Here is a 19,179-nt window from a genome sequence, read left to right on the forward strand (position 1 = left end):
AAGCACCAAACGCGGCAATTATAGGGATTTCATCCGCCTGATACCAGTCGAATAGCGTTGCCGCACATTTAGAGTTAATTGTTGACGATCCATTCCCTGACGCAAATTTAATTGTTTGCTTTTAACGCAATGTGAAAGATGTTATGTCCGGTTGTGCAAATTACCGCCCATTACGTCACTTTATGAACAAACCGCATATAAAATGTAAAACTTTTGTACTAGCATAAACACAGATACTAATGCTGGCGACCTGGCCATATGGATAGAGCGGTAATGAGTAAACGATCACAACGTGTTTTAATTACCCTGCCTCATCCACTGCTTCACCTCGTCAGTTTAGGTTTAGTCTCGTTTATCTTTACCCTCTTCTCACTTGAACTTTCGCAGTTTGGTAGCCAGCTTGCGCCGCTGTGGTTTCCGACGTCCATTATGATGGTGGCGTTTTACCGCCATGCCGGGCGGATGTGGCCGGGAATCGCATTGGCCTGCTCGCTGGGAAATGTCGCCGCATCTGTACTGCTTTTTTCTACCAGTTCGCTCAATATGACCTGGACGACCATCAACATTATTGAGGCCGTCGTGGGCGCAATGCTGCTGCGTAAATTATTACCGTGGTATAACCCACTACAAAATCTGGCTGACTGGCTACGTCTGGCATTTGGCAGCGCTATCGTGCCACCTGTATTGGGCGGCGTGCTGGTTGTCTTGCTGGTTCCAGACGACGATCCACTTAAAGCATTTCTGATCTGGGTGCTTTCCGAATCAATCGGCGCACTGGCGCTAGTCCCGCTGGGATTGTTGTTTAAGCCACACTATCTATTGCGCCATCGCGACCCGCGGTTGCTGTTTGAGACGCTGTTAACGTTATCCATCACGCTGGCGTTAAGCTGGCTCTCGATGCGGTATCTGCCGTGGCCTTTTACTTTCATTATTGTGCTGCTGATGTGGAGCGCCGTGCGTTTGCCACGGATGGAAGCCTTTTTGATTTTTCTTGCCACGGTGATGATGGTGTCGCTGATGTTGGCAGCCGATCCGGCTTTACTCGCCACGCCGCGAACCTACCTGATGAGCCATATGCCGTGGCTGCCATTTTTGCTGATCCTGCTGCCCGCCAACATCATGACCATGGTGATGTATGCCTTTCGCGCTGAACGCAAGCATATTTCCGAAAGCGAAACCCGCTTTCGGAATGCGATGGAGTATTCCGCCATCGGCATGGCGTTAGTGGGTATCGAAGGGCAATGGCTGCAATCCAACAAATCGCTATGCCAGTTTCTTGGTTACAGCCAGGAAGAGCTGCGTGCCATTACCTTTCAACAACTTACCTGGCCGGAAGATCTCAATAAAGATCTGCAACACGTTGAGAAGTTGATCAGCGGTGAAATAAACACCTATTCAATGGAAAAACGCTACTACAACCGTAATGGCGACGTTGTCTGGGCGTTGCTTGCCGTCTCACTGGTACGCCACACCGATGGCACACCACTCTATTTTATTGCCCAGATTGAAGACATAAACGATCTCAAACGCACCGAACAGATCAACAAACGTCTGATGGAACGGATAACACTGGCTAACGAAGCCGGTGGCATTGGCATCTGGGAGTGGGAGCTGAAGCCTAACATCTTCAGTTGGGATAAGCGGATGTTCGAGCTGTATGAAATTCCGTCACATGTCAAACCGAACTGGCAGGTGTGGTACGACTGTGTGCTGCCAGAAGATCGCGGGCACGCCGAGAAAGTGATTCGCGATTCATTGCAGGCTCGTTTGCCTTTTAAACTGGAATTTCGCATTACCGTAAAAGATGGCATCCGCCATATTCGCGCCCTCGCCAATCGTGTGCTGAATAAAGAGGGCGAAGTCGAGCGCCTGCTCGGCATTAATATTGATATGACCGAAGTGAAACAGCTCAATGAGGCGCTGTTTCAGGAAAAAGAGCGCCTGCACATTACGCTGGATTCCATCGGTGAAGCCGTGGTCTGTATTGATATGGCGATGAAAATCACCTTTATGAATCCGGTTGCCGAGAAGATGAGCGGCTGGACGCAAGAAGAGGCGTTGGGTGTTCCGCTACTCACGGTGTTGCAAATTACATTTGGTGATAATGGTCCCTTAATGGAGAACATTTACAGTGCCGACACGTCGCGTTCCGCTATCGAACAAGATGTCGTTCTCCACTGCCGTAGCGGCGGCAGCTACGACGTCCATTACAGCATTACGCCGCTAAGTACCCTTGATGGCAGCAATATTGGTTCGGTGCTGGTAATTCAGGACGTCACCGAATCACGCAAAATGCTGCGCCAGCTTAGCTACAGCGCCTCCCATGATACCCTGACACATCTCGCCAACCGTGCCAGTTTTGAGAAGCAGTTGCGGATACTTTTGCAGACGGTAAGCAGTACGCATCAACGACATGCTCTGGTGTTTATCGATCTTGATCGCTTTAAAGCCGTAAATGACAGCGCCGGGCACGCGGCAGGTGATGCCCTGCTGCGAGAACTGGCATCGCTGATGTTAAACCTGTTGCGCTCCAGTGACGTGCTGGCGCGGCTCGGCGGTGATGAATTTGGTCTTTTACTACCTGACTGTAATGTTGAAAGTGCCCGCTTTATCGCGACACGCATTATCAGCACGATTAATGACTACCACTTTATGTGGGAAGGCCGTGTGCATCGGGTTGGAGCCAGCGCAGGAATTACACTGATCGATGACAGCAATCATCAGGCGGCAGATGTGATGTCGCAGGCCGATATCGCCTGTTATGCTTCAAAAAATGCGGGCCGCGGCCAGGTGACGGTTTACGAACCACAGCAAGTTACCGCACATAGCGCACAGGCAGCGATGTCACCCGATGATCCGTGGATGATGATTAAAGAGAATCATCTGCTGCTGATCGCCCACGGCGTCGCTTCTCCGCGAATTCCGGAAACGCGTAATCTGTGGCTGATTTCGCTTAAGCTCTGGAGTCGTAACGGCGAGGTTATTAACGAACTGACATTTCGCCGTAGCTTCAGTGATCCGATGCTCAATCTCGCCCTTGATCGCCGGGTATTGCATGAATTTTTCCAACAGGCAGCAAACGCAGTTGCCAGTAAAGGCTTAAGCATCGCCCTTCCCCTTTCCGTTACCGGTTTAAGCAACACCACGCTGGTGGATGAACTGCTTGAACAACTGGAAAATAGCCCACTACAACCACGGTTATTACATCTGATTATTCCGGCAGAAACCATTTTCGACCACGCAGAAAATATGCACAAACTGCGGCTGGCGGGCTGCCGGATCGTGCTCAGTCAGGTGGGACGCGACCTGCAAATCTTCAACGCACTGAACGCGAATATGGCAGATTATCTGCTACTCGACGACGAGTTATGCGCCAGCGTACAAGGCAATTTGATGGATGAAATGCTGATTTCGATCATTCAGGGTCACGCCCGGCGGCTGGGATTGAAAACCATCGCCGGGCCAGTAACGCTGCCGCTGGTAATGGATACGCTTTCTGGCATCGGCGTCGATCTGATTTATGGCGAGGTGATTGCCGATGCCCAACCGCTGGATTTGCTGGTTAATAGCAGTTATTTCGCAATTAACTGAGTATTTTGCCGCCCCCATCGCCTGATGCGTCTACAATTCATCCATTTCGTCGGCCGCCCGGCGACCAGCATCATGCTTCATCTGGTTGCCAGCCTTCCGTATACCAGATATGCAACAGCGCATAAGAACGCCAGGGTTTCCAGCGTTCGGCATAACGGCGGATTTGTGCCGGCGTCATTCCCGGAAATCGCTGTTTAATTAAATAATCATCCGGTAGAAAAACATCTTTCGCTTGCCAGCCGCGCAAGGCGAAATAATTCGCCGTCCAGCGCCCGATTCCAGGAAAGGTTTGCAGCGTTTTCATCGCCTGCTCAACATCACCGGGCATTGTTATCGGTAAGGAGCCATCCAGTACCGCATTTGCCAGATGGATCAACGCCTCTGCCCGTTTCAGCGGCATCCCCAACGCTTTTAGCGCCTGCGAGTCGGCTGCTGCCAGCCGTTGAGGCGTGGGAAAGCAGATATAATCCGGGAAATCATCCAGACGTTCGCCATAAAGCTGCACCACTTTGGCGGTCAATTTCGCCGCCATCGCCACGCTCACCAGTTGGCCTAAAATGGCGCGCACGCCCTGTTCAAAAGCATCAACACAGCCAGGTAAACGCAATCCCGGCCGCGCCGCGCCTAACTCACCTAACGCCCCATTAACAATCTGCGGATTACATTGCAGATCAAACAGGCGGCTTATTTTCGCCAGGCACTCGGTCGCCACTGGTTCTAATCCCGAACTTAAGTTCACTTGCAACGTATTATTTTCGACATCAGGAACCACCGTTATCATGCCCCGATGTTCGCCCACTGCCAGACTGCGGGCATAATAATTGTCAGCGACCGTTTCCACACCGCTCACCGCACGAGTGGCAAGAAATCCCAACATCCACGACCAGTCATACGGCGGTTGCCAGTTCAGGGTATACATTACATCTCCTTTTTTATCCGCTTTCAGCATAAACGTTATTCAGACGCAGCGCTTTGCTTTCATATTCCGGTTGTCGCGGCGACAACATTTCGCTAAAGTCACGCCCCTTCTTCACCGGCATGGGGATTATTTCGTGTTTATTGGTTTTGATTACGGTACAGCAAACTGTTCAGTAGCGGTGATGCGTGACGGTAAACCACAGTTGCTGAAAATGGAAAATGACAGCTCGCTGCTGCCTTCAATGCTTTGCGCACCAACGCGTGAAGCGGTAAGCGAATGGCTGTACCGCCATCATGATGTTCCGGCAAACGACGATGAAACGCAGGCGCTGCTGCGTCGGGCGATTCGTTACAACCGCGAAGAAGATATCGATGTTACGGCGAAAAGCGTGCAGTTCGGTCTTTCCTCACTGGCGCAGTACATTGATGATCCGGAAGAAGTGTGGTTTGTGAAATCACCGAAATCGTTCCTCGGAGCCAGCGGTTTAAAACCGCAGCAGGTGGCGCTGTTTGAAGATCTGGTCTGCGCAATGATGTTACACATTCGCCAACAAGCACAAGCGCAGTTACCTGAAGCGATTACCCAAGCGGTGATTGGCCGTCCAATTAACTTCCAGGGGCTGGGTGGCGATGAAGCTAACGCCCAGGCGCAGGGGATCCTCGAACGTGCGGCGAAGCGTGCCGGGTTCAAGGATGTGGTATTCCAGTACGAACCGGTGGCAGCCGGGCTGGATTACGAAGCGACCTTGCAGGAAGAAAAACGTGTACTGGTGGTGGATATCGGTGGCGGTACGACTGACTGTTCATTGTTGCTTATGGGCCCCCAGTGGCGTTCGCGCCTGGATCGTGAAGCCAGTCTGCTTGGTCACAGTGGCTGCCGTATTGGCGGTAACGATCTGGATATCGCACTGGCGTTTAAACACCTGATGCCACTGCTGGGCATGGGTGGCGATACAGAAAAAGGTATCGCCCTGCCGATTCTGCCGTGGTGGAATGCGGTCGCCATCAACGACGTACCTGCGCAAAGCGATTTCTACAGTAGCGCCAATGGTCGTCTGCTTAATGATTTAGTACGAGATGCCCGCGAACCGGAAAAAGTTGCCCTGTTGCAGAAAGTCTGGCGGCAACGTTTAAGTTATCGCCTGGTACGCTGCGCAGAAGAGAGCAAAATTGCGCTTTCCAGTGAAGTTGAAACTCGCGCGTCGCTGCCATTTATCCGCGACGAACTGGCTACGCTGATTAGCCAGCAAGGGTTGGAGAGCGCCCTCAACCAGCCGTTGGCGCGGATTCTGGAACAGGTGCAACTGGCGCTGGATAACGCCCAGGAAAAACCGGACGTCATCTATCTGACTGGTGGTAGCGCCCGCTCGCCGCTGATTAAAAAGGCACTGGCGGAACAGTTGCCGGGGATTCCGATTGCTGGCGGCGATGACTTTGGCTCCGTCACCGCCGGACTGGCACGCTGGGCGGAAGTGGTATTTCGTTAAATGAAGGATGGCTCAGCAACGGCTTAAATCTGCCTGCACCTGAGCCAGTTTCTCCGCCGCCTGACGTAACGGTTCCAGCAACGGCATAGTCCGTGCAGAAGCATGAAGACGGAAACGCTGCAACTCTGTCGCGCCGACAGTCAACGCCGATTCCAGTCGATGTCGTTTGGCGGCAATTTTCGCCATTACCGCCTGCCTGTCTGCTGGCGTTACCGCTTCATTCGGCCTGAACACAAATCGGCGTTCGCAGCTCGCTTTCCAGTCAATGACAGCCTGGGTCAGATGGTCGCCAAACCCTTTCACTTGCTTAACGCCGCGTCGGGTAACATCCGCCGCCGTTTCAATACCAAAGGAACGTAACGCCGCTTTACGAGCCGTGCCAACGCCTGGAATCGACGCGGTATCAATAAAAAATCCTTCGAGGAATTTGTGCTTCTGGCGTTCCCGTGCTGTGTCATGGAGTGCTGCCAACGCTTGCGTTTCTTCTTCCGGCAGACCGAGAAGCTCGCTCTTCATTTTTTCGAGCATCGTCCGTTTAGCGATAAAACCCTCCAGCCCACCTGCCTGCTGGATCTGGTTAACTAAATGGTCATAGTCCATTTTTGCGCTATTAAACGCCTCACGGCGTCGTTGGACTTCTGCTTTGTACGCTTTGCTTGCCAGACTGCCAATAATCCAGATAGCCGCCAGCACGGGAACCAAAATGATATAGCGCGGTTCCGCCTGAAGACCGCAAAGTAACAGCGATAACGCTGACAACGCGATCTCAATCAGAATGATGTATTTACTCCTTAGTACCCCAACAGGAAGCAGCCTGCCAGTAAGTTGGAAATGTCCCGGTAATGGTAACTGTAATGCTGGCGGTGGCACTGACGCCATTACCATCGCCCAGACTTTCGCCAGCACAAAATTTCCGCCGGTGGTAATGACCTCTTCACCGGGATCAATAAAATAGATAACGCCTTGATTATCGAGCACACACCACGGGCAGTCAGTTAAATGATCCGGGTAAATATGCATTGCTGAAACGGTACATTTCTTTAACTGTTGGCGTAGAGAATCAAGTGCCGCTACCCATGTTTTTGCCGTCGGACGCGCGGTTGCCACGCCACTTTCGGTGAACGCCTGCTGAAACAGCGCTTCAATATGGGTTGGTAGAATCGATAACGGAATAGATCGTGGCGGCGGTTTTAATCCTCGTTGCTGACTGTCCGACGCGTAGGCATAACGGAAATGGGCAATATCCGTCTCCAGCGCATTACCCGCTTCAGGTATAAGCGGCACACCGGAATAAGGATGACGCCCACCAAATAAGACGTGAAAAATCAGCAACGCAAGGCCAAAATTATCGTGATTCACTGTGCGTTCAAAGCCAACAAATGACGGCAAGCTTTGCAGTTCTGGCGGCGTAAAATGCGACACGCCGACTTCGCATAAATGCAGCGTGCCATTGGCGTTAATCTGAAAGGAATCACTGTCGATCAATACAACTTTGCTATCGCGGCCTACCATAAAGCTATTCTGGTTTACGTCACCCACGACATGCCCGTGCTCGTGAATCGTAGCAAAAGATGAAGCTATATTACGCGCAACATAGAGTAGAAAATCCCACGCACAATGAGGGTAACTCTGGCGACGATGTGCCGGGCTATAGATCATATGAATCGGTTCTTTACCTGAAACCTTTGGCATCATAAAACCGATGGTTTTTCCGCCGCGCCCGGCGTGAAGCGTTGCCTGCGGCCAGGCGACATAATTCAGCAACTGCGCATCAACTGTCGCCGCCATAAAGGCAAGTTTGTCCTGTTTTAAGGCGGGTGGCGGCGTGTGATAAATCTTGGCGACGCTATCGACAAACTCCTCAATATCATAAACCGCACCTTCGCCACCTTTGCCCAGTTCACGGTCTGGCGTAACGCACTCGCCAGTAGCGGTATACAAGGTTGATTTCATGGTAACCAAATAGCCAGCGCCAGCGTTTTATCATCGTTCGTGCGTTCATTTACTGCCTCACTGAACAAAAATTGCTTCAATAAATCTGGCAGTAAATCGTATTGTTCAGGCGTAGCTGATTTGAGTCCATTGAAAAATGGCGCAAAGAAAGGCTCATGGGGCACGTTATCCAGCATATTTAATGCCAGCCGTTGAATGCCATCCGTAAATGTTGCCACTTTTACCGCCCGTTCAGTGCAGGTGTAAGTTTCCAGTCTGGAAACGGCATCTTCATCGGTAACGAAGTGCGTCATATTGGCATATTCACCCACCATCGGCATGAGCGGCAGTTGCAGGCCGTGACCAAAATCCACCACCACGCCACCATCGCCAATCTGCATAATCAAGGTGCCGTTAGCCGATGAAATCAATCCCAGAAACGTGCAGGCAAAATCGCGAACCGCTAATTCTTTGGCTTCAGCCTCGGCAAAAAGTCGCTGACGAATAGACAGCACAATATCCGTGGCGAGGACGTCATTAAGCCCTAATTCCCCGCCCTGCACTTTCTGCAACATATAAGCCATCGCTTCATTGACAGCAAGCATCGCGCCTTCACCACCCAGCGACACGCTACCTGCGCCATCAGCAAGAAACACCACCAGTAATGGCTGCTGGTCTTTTAGCCAGACAACCTGCATCTGGCAGGCATCCTGGCAAGGCAAGCCTGAGCTGATGTGCGACGTTCCGACGGCAGATGCATAAACCAGGCGCCAACTCACACTGACGTCCAACCTTTCGGTGCTTCCAGTACAACTTCCGTTCCCGGCGTGGAACGGGAAACCGAACGTAGCGAACTGGATAACCAACTAAACAATTCGCGGAATTGTAATCCTTGCAGTGTCAAAGGCTGGCGGACGCTGATTTGTGCCAGGGTCTTCATATCAGCCCCCTGAACACCAATGGTGAAAAAGGCAAACTTCTTAGCGTCTTCCCCCTGAAACACTTTGTGGGCGGCAGTCTGCCACTCATCGGTTGGCGCGCCATCGGTGATCAGGAAAATCCACGGACGATAATAGGAGATACCATTGGCACGATACTCCCGCTTACGTTCCTCAACCATATTCAAGGCTTTGGTAATGGCTGCGCCCATGGGTGTATCGCCCTGAGCAAACAGGATGGGCGGGAAAAAGTTAGCGGCGCTGGTAAATGGTTGTTCCACATACACCGGGCCAAAAGTCACAATACCCAGTTCGACTCTTTTTAATGCCAGCGGATCGGCAAGCAGTTCATCGCGAAAGGTAACCAATCCGGCGTTAAGTTCATTAATGGGTTTGCCGTTCATCGAACCAGAAACATCCAGCAGCAAAATGCAGGGGCAACGTGGTTCCGGATTACTGGCAAAATCGCTGGTGGCAAAGGTGATTTGTTCGCTCATAAGAGATCCTTTCTTAGAGAATTATTAAGGTTCGGTATCATACCGACTGCAATAATGAATTAAGAGCAGGTGAAACAACTTTCAGAATTCAGTCCAACTGCGTAGATAATTTTGCTATTCGCCTCGCAAGAACGAGGTCTTATAGATTGACAGTAAGGGGGGAGTGACATACTTTCAGGAGTGAGGGTTGAGCGGGGTTTCCCCCGCCCTGGTAGTCTTAGTAAGCCGGTAAGCTAATGACTAAGAGCACCACGATGATGATCCATTTCATCATGACCCTTTCCTTCTTTAAGGCCCCTTCTTCGGGAGGGGCTTTCCCGTTTCAGCATCCCGCTGAAATCGTCGGCTTACCTCCTTATCGCCACGCACGTAGTCTATCGCTAACCTGCAGATAAAATAGTTTCACATGTTATTACTGGATGCGCGCTCGCAAAGTGCACAACCATTCAGACGATTCGCGAAACTGTTTCATAATTCCTCCATTTTTCTCCCTGATTAGCTGGCTACACTAGTATCATTCCGCGAAACGTTTCAGGAAGAGAAACTCTTAACGATGAAAGGCAGTTATAAATCCCGTTGGGTAATCGTAATCGTGGTGGTTATCGCCGCCATCGCCGCATTCTGGTTCTGGCAAGGCCGCAATGAATCCCAGAGCGCAGCGCCAGGTGCGACGAAGCAAGCGCAGCAGCCGCCAGCCGGTGGCCGTCGTGGTATGCGCTCCGGACCGCTGGCTCCCGTGCAGGCAGCAACTGCCGTTGAACAGGCAGTTCCGCGTTATCTCACCGGGCTTGGCACCATTACCGCTGCAAACACCGTCACAGTGCGCAGTCGCGTTGACGGCCAGTTGATGGCGTTGCATTTTCAGGAAGGTCAGCAGGTAAAAGCGGGAGATTTACTGGCTGAGATTGATCCCAGCCAGTTCAAAGTTGCACTGGCCCAGGCACAAGGACAACTGGCAAAAGATAAAGCCACACTTGCCAATGCCCGCCGTGATTTGGCGCGTTATCAACAACTGGCAAAAACCAACCTCGTTTCCCGTCAGGAACTGGATGCCCAACAGGCACTGGTCAGTGAAACCGAAGGCACCATTAAGGCGGATGAAGCCAGCGTTGCCAGCGCACAACTGCAACTCGACTGGAGTCGCATCACCGCACCAGTCGATGGTCGGGTTGGCCTGAAACAGGTTGATGTCGGTAACCAAATCTCCAGCGGCGATACCACTGGCATTGTGGTGATCACCCAGACGCATCCTATCGATCTGGTATTTACTCTACCGGAAAGCGATATCGCCACCGTTGTGCAGGCACAAAAATCCGGAAAACCGCTGGTTGTTGAAGCCTGGGATCGCACCAACTCGAAGAAATTAAGTGAAGGTACGCTGTTAAGTCTCGATAACCAAATCGACGCCACCACTGGCACCATCAAAGTAAAAGCACGCTTTAATAATCAGGATGATGCGCTGTTCCCCAACCAGTTTGTTAACGCCCGCATGTTAGTGGACACTGAACAAAACGCCGTGGTGATCCCAACCGCTGCACTGCAAATGGGTAACGAAGGTCACTTTGTCTGGGTGCTGAATAGCGAAAACAAAGTCAGCAAGCATCTGGTGACACCGGGCATTCAGGACAGCCAGAAAGTGGTGATCCGCGCAGGTATTTCCGCAGGCGATCGGGTAGTGACGGACGGCATTGACCGCCTGACCGAAGGGGCGAAAGTGGAAGTGGTTGAAGCGCAAGGCACAAGCACACCAGAAGAGAAAGCCACCAGCCGCGAATATGCGAAAAAAGGAGCGCGCTCCTGATGCAGGTGTTACCTCCGAGCAGCACAGGCGGCCCGTCGCGCCTGTTTATTATGCGTCCTGTCGCCACCACGCTGCTGATGGTAGCGATCTTACTCGCCGGGATTATTGGCTACCGCACCCTGCCCGTTTCGGCGTTGCCGGAAGTGGATTATCCGACGATTCAGGTGGTTACGCTTTACCCCGGTGCCAGCCCGGATGTGATGACCTCTGCCGTTACCGCGCCACTTGAACGCCAGTTCGGGCAAATGTCCGGACTGAAACAGATGTCGTCGCAAAGTTCCGGCGGCGCGTCGGTCATCACTTTACAGTTCCAGCTAACATTACCGCTGGACGTTGCCGAGCAGGAAGTGCAGGCCGCAATTAACGCCGCCACTAACCTGTTACCAGGCGATCTGCCTAACCCACCGGTTTACAGCAAAGTGAATCCGGCAGATCCGCCGATCATGACGCTTGCCGTTACCTCAACCGCCATGCCGATGACGCAGGTGGAAGATATGGTAGAAACCCGCGTGGCGCAGAAAATCTCGCAGATTTCCGGCGTCGGGCTGGTAACGCTTTCCGGCGGTCAGCGTCCGGCCGTTCGCGTCAAACTTAACGCTCAGGCGATTGCCGCCCGATATCTGACAATGTCTGTAAGATTAATTGTTCTGCACGCTGTTAATTTCAGGAAGTGATTTCTTCGTGGTCGGAACCTGGATGCCTTTACTGCTCTTTATCCCGGTGTAAATCCGGTAAACCTCTGATGCGTAGGCAAGACGTCTCTGGTTCTGGCGTTCGGTCTTCCTGAATCCAGCATTGTATGCACCAACGGCCTCCCAGGAGACGCCCCATTTTTTAAAGGCTATTGCCAGATAATAAGCACCGGTATAAATGTTCATGCAGGGATCTGTTGTCAGATGTTCCGGCTTAATTCCATAGCGGGCCAGTTCGTTAAAATGCTGGGAATCTACCTGCATCAGTCCGCTGCCATATCCCGTTACCGGATTAATACCGATGGCATTAACCCGGTAACGGGATTCTTTCCATGATATTGCTCTCAGTAAATCAGGATCTATTTTGTAATCCCGGCCTGCAAGATCAAAGCAATCAGTGGCATGGCAGATCTCATTTATAAACATCAGGCAGATGGCTAACATCCATTTTTTCATTTTTCCACCTCTGGTGACTTTATCCGTAAATAATTTAACCCACTCCACAAAAAGGCTCAACAGGTTGGTGGTTCTCACCACCAAAAGCACCACACCCCACGCAAAAACAAGTTTTTGCTGATTTGCTTTTTGAATCATTAGCTTATGTTTTAAATAATGTATTTTAATTTATTTTACATTATTAAATAGGGTCGTTGACGACCCTATGGCGACCCTATGGCGACCCTATGGCGACCCTTGTTAGGGTCAGTACTGACAAATTTTATGAAAAACATTTGGATATATTAGGGCCGCCCCTAGCAGCGCCGTGCGTTTTTTTATAGTATGACCCTAGGGGCGCTGCTAGGGGTGCTCTTCTTTTTTCAGACCAAACTATGAGTAAATGAAATAAAACTCTTATTTCAGAATATAAAAGGTACTGTCTTATGGCCAGAGTAAATCTGTATATCAGTAATGAGGTTCATGAAAAAATTAACATGATTGTTGAAAAGCGTCGTCAGGAGGGAGCAAGAGATAAAGATATAAGCCTTTCAGGAACTGCTTCAATGCTTCTTGAATTGGGGCTTCGCGTATATGATGCACAGATGGAGCGTAAAGAGTCTGCGTTTAACCAGACAGAGTTTAATAAACTTCTTCTTGAATGTGTTGTAAAAACACAGTCAACGGTGGCAAAGATTTTAGGTATTGAGTCTCTCAGTCCTCATGTCTCCGGAAACCCGAAGTTTGAATATGCCAGTATGGTTGACGATATCAGAGAGAAAGTGTCTGTTGAGATGGACCGGTTTTTTCCAAAAAATGATGATGAATAAATGAAAATGAAGTTTGAGTTGGTTCAAATATAAGAATTTTTATGATTCAAAAAGATGACAATACGTCAGATAATTAGTATATTAATTACGTGGTTAATGCCACGTTAAAAATTGAAACTGAAAATCGCCGATGCAGGGAGTTCAGACCTCCCTGCATCGACTGTCCATAGAATCCTTAACGGAGGTTCCTATGTGTGCGCTGGATCGTAGAGAAAGGCCACTTAACAGTCAATCTGTAAATAAATACATCCTTAACGTTCAGAATATCTACAGAAATTCTCCCGTTCCGGTTTGTGTCCGTAACAAAAACCGGAAAATCCTTTATGCCAATGGGGCTTTTATTGAACTCTTTTCCAGAGAAGATAAACCCTTATCCGGAGAGAGTTATATACGTCTGCAGGTTGAAATTTTTCTTTCATCACTTGAACTGGAATGCCAGGCTCTTGGACATGGCTCTGCATTTTGTCGTCGTTTTAATTTTCATGGCGAAATCTATCAGATAAGGATGGAGAATGTTTCTTTTTATAATGACGAATCTGTTGTTTTATGGCAAATTAATCCGTTTCCTGATTATCCATTTTTTGCGTTAAATCAGAGTGGAAGTAATACAAATACTTCTGACAAATTAACGATATGGAATGATCTTTCCCCCGGGACATTGCTTGTTTTCTCTTTTTATATGCTGGGTGTTGGTCATGCAACAATTGCCAGAGAATTGGGTATTACAGACAGAGCATCTGAGGATCGAATTAAACCAGTCAAACGGAAAATAAAAGAATTTTTTGAACACTTTGATTTATTTAGAGTGTCATGTATCTATAAAGGGGAAATAGATTCGCTATTAAATATAATTCGTGAATTTTATAGCGTTAAGTAAATGTTAAATAAGACACGCCAATTTTGGCGTGTTTTTTTTCGTCGGTTTCTGTGCAATCATAATTTTATTAGTCGGGAAACAGAGGTGAATTGAGTGAGGAGGCGTAACGCGAGAGGCGGTATAAGCAGAACGGTCTCGGTGTATCTCGATGAAGATACAAATAACCGACTTATTAAGGCCAAAGATCGTAGTGGAAGAAGTAAAACGATAGAAGTCCAGATCCGTCTCAGAGATCATCTGAAACGATTTCCTGATTTCTATAACGAAGAAATATTCAGGGAGGTGACCGAAGAGAGCGAGTCAACATTTAAAGAACTTTAGTTTTTATCTATCAATATTAAACAGAGGAATCATATGGACGCCGTTTTAAGTGTTCAGGGTGCTTCTGCGCCCGTCAAAAAGAAGTCGTTTTTTTCTAAATTCACTCGTCTGAATATGCTTCGCCTGGCTCGCGCTGTGATCCCGGCTGCTGTTCTGATGATGTTCTTCCCGCAACTGGCAATGGCAGCACAGGGCCAGGACCTGATGGCAAGCGGTAACACCACGGTTAAGGCGACCTTCGGTAAGGACTCCAGTGTTGTTAAATGGGTCGTTCTGGCTGAAGTTCTGGTCGGTGCGGTCATGTACATGATGACCAAAAACGTCAAGTTCCTGGCCGGTTTTGCCATCATCTCTGTATTTATTGCTGTGGGTATGGCCGTCGTTGGCCTCTGACAGGAAATAAAACGATGTCGGGAGACGAGAATAAACTTAAGAAATATCGTTTCCCGGAAACACTGACCAACCAGAGCCGCTGGTTTGGCCTGCCACTGGATGAACTGATCCCCGCAGCAATCTGTATTGGCTGGGGTATCACAACAGCGAAATATCTGTTCGGTATTGGTGCAGCGGTTCTGGTTTATTTCGGGATTAAAAAACTGAAAAAAGGGCGGGGCAGTTCCTGGTTACGTGACCTGATTTACTGGTATATGCCAACAGCCCTGCTGCGCGGTATTTTTCATAATGTTCCCGATTCGTGTTTCCGGCAGTGGATTAAATAGAACTGATACCAGGATTGTTATATGGAACACGGTGCCCGTTTAAGTACCAGTCGTGTAATGGCCATCGCCTTTATATTTATGTCAGTGCTTATTGTTCTCAGCCTCTCTGTTAACGTCATTCAGGGGGTGAATAACTACCGTCTTCAGAATGAGCAACGCACTGCCGTGACGCCAATGGCATTTAATGCCCCCTTTGCCGTGTCACAGAACAGTGCCGACGCCTCTTATTTACAGCAGATGGCGCTGTCATTTATTGCCCTCCGTCTGAATGTTTCATCAGAAACCGTCGATGCCTCACATCAGGCGCTTCTGCAATATATCCGCCCGGGCGCACAGAACCAGATGAAAGTTATTCTGGCTGAAGAAGCGAAGCGTATTAAAAACGATAACGTGAACTCAGCCTTTTTCCAGACCAGTGTTCGTGTCTGGCCTCAGTATGGCCGTGTGGAAATTCGTGGTGTGCTTAAAACCTGGATTGGTGATTCAAAACCTTTCACTGATATTAAACATTACATCCTTATTCTGAAGCGGGAAAACGGGGTGACCTGGCTGGATAATTTCGGGGAAACAGACGATGAGAAAAAATAATACGGCAATAATATTCGGCAGCCTGTTTTTTTCCTGCAGCGTGATGGCCGCAAACGGTACGCTGGCCCCCACCGTGGTGCCAATGGTGAACGGTGGTCAGGCCAGTATTGCCATCAGCAATACCAGCCCGAATCTGTTTACCGTTCCCGGTGACCGGATTATCGCCGTGAACAGTCTGGATGGTGCCCTGACCAATAATGAGCAGACCGCCTCCGGCGGTGTGGTGGTGGCCACCGTCAACAAAAAGCCCTTTACGTTCATTCTGGAAACAGAACGTGGTCTGAATCTTTCCATTCAGGCCGTTCCCCGTGAAGGCGCGGGGCGTACCATTCAGCTGGTCAGTGACCTGCGCGGAACCGGAGAAGAAGCCGGTGCGTGGGAAACGTCCACGCCTTACGAATCCCTGCTTGTGACCATCAGCCAGGCCGTCCGTGGCGGAAAATTACCTGCAGGCTGGTATCAGGTCCCGGTGACAAAAGAAACCCTGCAGACCCCGGCGGGGCTGTCTTCAGTGGCAGATGCTGTATGGACGGGGAATCACCTGAAGATGATCCGCTTTGCCGTGGAAAATAAAACGCTGTCTGCCCTGAATATCCGGGAAAGTGACTTCTGGCAGCCGGGAACCCGTGCCGTGATGTTCAGCCAGCCTGCCAGCCAGTTACTGGCAGGTGCGCGCATGGATGTGTATGTCATCCGTGACGGGGAGGGCAACTGATGGCCAGTATCAATACCATTGTGAAACGCAAGCAGTACCTGTGGCTGGGGATTGTGGTTGTCGGTGCAGCCTCCGCGATTGGTGGGGCACTGTATCTGTCTGATGTGGACATGTCCGGTAACGGTGAAACCGTGGCTGAACAGGAGCCTGTGCCGGATATGACCGGTGTGGTGGATACGACCTTTGATGACAAGGTGCGTCAGCATGCCACCACAGAGATGCAGGTGACGGCAGCGCAGATGCAGAAGCAGTATGAGGAAATCCGTCGTGAGCTGGATGTCCTGAACAAACAGCGCGGTGATGACCAGCGTCGTATTGAAAAGCTGGGACAGGACAATGCTGCACTGGCAGAGCAGGTGAAAGCCCTGGGTGCAAATCCTGTCACCGCGACCGGTGAGCCAGTACCGCAGACGCCAGCCTCACCGCCCGGCCCGGAAGGCGAACCACAACCAGGAAACACACCCGTATCTTTCCCGCCGCAGGGCAGCGTTGCTGTTCCACCGCCGACGGCGTTTTATCCCGGGAATGGTGTCACGCCACCACCGCAGGTGACGTACCAGTCTGTACCGGTGCCTAACCGGATACAGCGTAAGGTGTTCACCCGTAATGAGGGAAAACAGGGACCATCACTGCCGTACATTCCGTCAGGAAGTTTTGCGAAAGCCATGCTGATTGAAGGAGCGGATGCCAATGCCTCAGTCACCGGTAATGAATCCACGGTGCCGATGCAGCTGCGTATCACCGGTCTGGTGGAAATGCCGAACAGCAAAACGTATGACGCAACGGGATGTTTTGTGGGGCTGGAAGCCTGGGGGGATGTGTCCAGTGAACGTGCCATTGTACGCACCCGCAATATCAGCTGCCTGAAGGACGGCAAAACTATTGATATGCCGATTAAGGGGCATGTCAGCTTCCGGGGTAAAAACGGTATCAAGGGCGAAGTGGTGATGCGTAACGGCAAAATCCTCGGCTGGGCATGGGGCGCGGGATTTGTTGACGGTATCGGTCAGGGAATGGAGCGTGCTTCCCAGCCGGCTGTCGGGCTGGGTGCCACTGCTGCTTACGGGGCCGGCGATGTCCTTAAAATGGGTATCGGTGGCGGCGCATCGAAAGCCGCACAGACGCTCAGTGACTACTACATCAAACGTGCCGAACAGTATCACCCGGTGATACCGATTGGTGCGGGCAACGAAGTGACCGTGGTGTTCCAGGACGGCTTCCAGCTGAAAACCGTGGAAGAGATGGCGCTGGAGCGCACGCAGAACAGAGCGGAAGAAGATAATCCGGAAAGTCCGGTTCCTGTTCCGCCATCAGCTGAAAGTCATCTTAACGGCTTTAATACTGACCAGATGCTGAAGCAGCTGGGCAACCTGAATCCGCAGCAGTTTATGTCCGGCAGCCAGGGAGGAGGCAACGATGGCAAATAATATGTCGTCCCGTCAGGCGTGCCATGCCGCCCGGTATGTTGTCGCCCGGGTTCTGCGAGGACTGTTCTGGTGTCTGAAGTACACCGTCATTCTGCCACTGGCCACAATGGCCCTGATGGCTCTGTTTGTTTTATGGAAGGACAACACCACGCCGGGGAAATTACTGGTTAAGGAGATTAACTTCGTAAGACAAACAGCACCTGCCGGACAGTTCCCGGTCAGTGAATGCTGGTTTTCTTCCTCTGATTCTTCAGGCAGATCAGAAATACAGGATATCTGCCATTACCGCGCGGCTGATGCTGCAGATTATGTCAGGGAGACTGACCGGTCACTGATGCAACTGGTCACCGCATTATGGGCAACACTGGCACTGATGTATGTCTCGCTGGCAGCGATCACCGGGAAATATCCGGTGCTGCCCGGAAAAATGAAATGTATCCGGGTGGTAACCGCAGATGAATATCTGAAGGACGTTTATACGGAAGACGCTTCCCTGCCGGGAAAAATCAGGAAATGCCATGTTTATTTCCCTGATGACCGAACAAACAGAAGCAACGGAGATAAAAATGAACATGCGTAATATTAATGTTATTACAGCCCGCGTTGTGCCGGATAAAAACGTATCAGATGATTTTATGCATGCTGTTCTCAGTAACTGCACCACAAAAATAGTTCTTCCTGCTCCGAAGGTGTTCAGTTCTGAATCATTGCCGCACAATTTTAATATGGCTGCTGTCGGTGTGATGAAGAAGGGAATGTCGATGAGCTTATTTTCTTCTCCGGGAAATACAGTGGTCTCCGGACATCCCTGTGCAGGGAAAACAAATCTGACAGCAGAGTTAATTTCTGCTGTTGTGGGGAGTAATAAAAAAGGAGAAGGGCAATGAAACAGATTTCTTTATTTATTCCTCTGCTGGGAACCTTATTACTTTCCGGCTGCGCAGGAACAAATACGGAATTTGAGTGTAACGCCACCACATCCGATACCTGTATGACGATGGAGCAGGCCAATGAGAAGGCCAAAAAACTGGAGCAGTCCTCAGAAGCAAAGCCGGTTGCGGCATCACTGCCGCGCCTGGCTGAAGGGAACTTCCGGACAATGCCGGTGCAGACCATCACCGCGACCACCCCGTCCGGCAGCAGACCTGCGGTGACGACACTTCCGGAGCAGAAACTGCTGACACCTCGCCCGCTGTTTACTGCAGCCCGGGAAGTGAAAACGGTTGTCCCGGTCAGTTCAGTTGCGCCGGTAACGCCTCCCCGTCCGTTAAGAACGGGTGAGCAGACGGCAGCATTATGGATAGCGCCTTATATTGATAACCAGGATGTTTATCATCAGCCATCCAGCGTGTTTTTTGTTATTAAACCGTCTGCGTGGGGAAAACCACGTATTAATTAACTGGCCCTGAAG

General features: G+C 50.5%; 20 protein-coding genes and 1 pseudogene. 15 read left to right on the top strand and 6 right to left on the bottom strand.

Going from position 1 to position 19,179, the window contains the following annotated elements; genetic code table 11:
- The first annotated feature begins 273 nt into the window (after window positions 1-273).
- Window positions 274-3,591, top strand: a complete 3,318-nt coding sequence (locus tag ESM_RS0119675) for a diguanylate cyclase (RefSeq protein ID WP_000044736.1) — start codon at window positions 274-276, stop codon at window positions 3,589-3,591.
- Between the two features lie 70 nt (window positions 3,592-3,661).
- On the opposite strand, the gene alkA is transcribed toward ESM_RS0119675, so the two are convergent.
- Complete coding sequence (gene alkA / locus ESM_RS0119680; RefSeq protein WP_000288421.1) at window positions 3,662-4,510, bottom strand: DNA-3-methyladenine glycosylase 2; 849 nt, start codon at window positions 4,508-4,510, stop codon at window positions 3,662-3,664.
- A 133-nt stretch (window positions 4,511-4,643) separates the two neighbouring features.
- Here alkA and yegD point away from each other — a divergent pair, with 133 nt between their 5' ends.
- Window positions 4,644-5,996: a molecular chaperone gene (yegD, locus tag ESM_RS0119690; RefSeq protein WP_000469721.1), complete on the top strand. Its 1,353-nt coding sequence runs from the start codon at window positions 4,644-4,646 to the stop codon at window positions 5,994-5,996.
- Between the two features lie 12 nt (window positions 5,997-6,008).
- On the opposite strand, the gene ESM_RS0119695 is transcribed toward yegD, so the two are convergent.
- From ESM_RS0119695 to ESM_RS1000000128570, 4 genes are all read right to left on the bottom strand, one after another.
- The gene (locus ESM_RS0119695; protein WP_001516643.1) at window positions 6,009-7,949 is read right to left on the bottom strand and encodes a helix-hairpin-helix domain-containing protein; all 1,941 of its coding nucleotides are present in this window, start codon (window positions 7,947-7,949) and stop codon (window positions 6,009-6,011) included.
- On the bottom strand, window positions 7,946-8,707 hold the full coding sequence (locus tag ESM_RS0119700; RefSeq protein ID WP_000119089.1) for a PP2C family serine/threonine-protein phosphatase: 762 nt from the start codon (window positions 8,705-8,707) through the stop codon (window positions 7,946-7,948). Before ESM_RS0119700 ends, ESM_RS0119695 begins: the two co-directional genes overlap by 4 nt.
- Window positions 8,704-9,363 carry a vWA domain-containing protein gene (locus ESM_RS0119705; protein ID WP_000003146.1) on the bottom strand — a complete coding sequence of 220 codons (660 nt, stop codon included), beginning with the start codon at window positions 9,361-9,363 and terminating at the stop codon, window positions 8,704-8,706. The genes ESM_RS0119700 and ESM_RS0119705 overlap by 4 nt, the downstream gene beginning before the upstream one ends.
- 217 nt (window positions 9,364-9,580) lie before the next feature.
- Window positions 9,581-9,637, bottom strand: coding sequence for a type I toxin-antitoxin system Ibs family toxin (locus ESM_RS1000000128570; RefSeq protein WP_106907789.1), 57 nt, complete (start codon window positions 9,635-9,637; stop codon window positions 9,581-9,583).
- A 279-nt stretch (window positions 9,638-9,916) separates the two neighbouring features.
- Here ESM_RS1000000128570 and mdtA point away from each other — a divergent pair, with 279 nt between their 5' ends.
- Together mdtA and ESM_RS0119715 are read left to right on the top strand one after the other, a co-directional pair.
- Complete coding sequence (mdtA, locus tag ESM_RS0119710; protein WP_000679018.1) at window positions 9,917-11,164, top strand: multidrug efflux RND transporter subunit MdtA; 1,248 nt, start codon at window positions 9,917-9,919, stop codon at window positions 11,162-11,164.
- Window positions 11,164-11,790 (top strand): annotated as a pseudogene (locus tag ESM_RS0119715) (efflux RND transporter permease subunit); the annotation flags it as partial. The gene mdtA and the pseudogene ESM_RS0119715, both read left to right, overlap by 1 nt.
- Window positions 11,791-11,802: 12 nt before the next feature.
- Here ESM_RS0119715 and ESM_RS0119720 read toward each other — a convergent pair.
- Window positions 11,803-12,450: a transglycosylase SLT domain-containing protein gene (locus ESM_RS0119720; protein WP_000614934.1), complete on the bottom strand. Its 648-nt coding sequence runs from the start codon at window positions 12,448-12,450 to the stop codon at window positions 11,803-11,805.
- Between the two features lie 287 nt (window positions 12,451-12,737).
- Here ESM_RS0119720 and traM point away from each other — a divergent pair, with 287 nt between their 5' ends.
- From traM to traV, 11 genes are all read left to right on the top strand, one after another.
- Window positions 12,738-13,121, top strand: a complete 384-nt coding sequence (gene traM, locus ESM_RS0119725) for a conjugal transfer relaxosome DNA-binding protein TraM (RefSeq protein WP_000124981.1) — start codon at window positions 12,738-12,740, stop codon at window positions 13,119-13,121.
- A gap of 190 nt (window positions 13,122-13,311) precedes the next feature.
- On the top strand, window positions 13,312-13,998 hold the full coding sequence (locus tag ESM_RS0119730) for a PAS domain-containing protein (protein ID WP_000332484.1): 687 nt from the start codon (window positions 13,312-13,314) through the stop codon (window positions 13,996-13,998).
- 93 nt (window positions 13,999-14,091) lie between these two features.
- On the top strand, window positions 14,092-14,319 hold the full coding sequence (gene traY / locus ESM_RS0119735; RefSeq protein WP_001254386.1) for a conjugal transfer relaxosome protein TraY: 228 nt from the start codon (window positions 14,092-14,094) through the stop codon (window positions 14,317-14,319).
- Window positions 14,320-14,352: 33 nt separating this feature from the next.
- Window positions 14,353-14,712 carry a type IV conjugative transfer system pilin TraA gene (gene traA, locus ESM_RS0119740; protein ID WP_000340272.1) on the top strand — a complete coding sequence of 120 codons (360 nt, stop codon included), beginning with the start codon at window positions 14,353-14,355 and terminating at the stop codon, window positions 14,710-14,712.
- A gap of 14 nt (window positions 14,713-14,726) precedes the next feature.
- Window positions 14,727-15,038, top strand: a complete 312-nt coding sequence (gene traL, locus ESM_RS0119745; RefSeq protein ID WP_000012103.1) for a type IV conjugative transfer system protein TraL — start codon at window positions 14,727-14,729, stop codon at window positions 15,036-15,038.
- Window positions 15,039-15,059: 21 nt separating this feature from the next.
- On the top strand, window positions 15,060-15,626 hold the full coding sequence (gene traE, locus ESM_RS0119750) for a type IV conjugative transfer system protein TraE (RefSeq protein WP_000399792.1): 567 nt from the start codon (window positions 15,060-15,062) through the stop codon (window positions 15,624-15,626).
- A complete protein-coding gene (gene traK / locus ESM_RS0119755) occupies window positions 15,613-16,341 on the top strand; it encodes a type-F conjugative transfer system secretin TraK (protein ID WP_001230798.1) in 729 nt (242 codons plus the stop codon). Before traE ends, traK begins: the two co-directional genes overlap by 14 nt.
- Window positions 16,341-17,768 (top strand): F-type conjugal transfer pilus assembly protein TraB, encoded by a 1,428-nt coding sequence (gene traB / locus ESM_RS0119760; protein ID WP_000146657.1) that lies wholly within the window; start codon window positions 16,341-16,343, stop codon window positions 17,766-17,768. Before traK ends, traB begins: the two co-directional genes overlap by 1 nt.
- Window positions 17,758-18,348 (top strand): conjugal transfer pilus-stabilizing protein TraP, encoded by a 591-nt coding sequence (gene traP, locus ESM_RS0119765; protein ID WP_000002784.1) that lies wholly within the window; start codon window positions 17,758-17,760, stop codon window positions 18,346-18,348. Before traB ends, traP begins: the two co-directional genes overlap by 11 nt.
- Window positions 18,335-18,655: a conjugal transfer protein TrbD gene (locus tag ESM_RS0119770; RefSeq protein ID WP_001057307.1), complete on the top strand. Its 321-nt coding sequence runs from the start codon at window positions 18,335-18,337 to the stop codon at window positions 18,653-18,655. Before traP ends, ESM_RS0119770 begins: the two co-directional genes overlap by 14 nt.
- A complete protein-coding gene (gene traV, locus ESM_RS0119775) occupies window positions 18,652-19,167 on the top strand; it encodes a type IV conjugative transfer system lipoprotein TraV (protein ID WP_000809874.1) in 516 nt (171 codons plus the stop codon). Before ESM_RS0119770 ends, traV begins: the two co-directional genes overlap by 4 nt.
- Window positions 19,168-19,179: the final 12 nt, after the last annotated feature.

This window comes from Escherichia sp. TW09308, assembly GCF_000208565.1.
GTDB lineage: Bacteria > Pseudomonadota > Gammaproteobacteria > Enterobacterales > Enterobacteriaceae > Escherichia > Escherichia marmotae.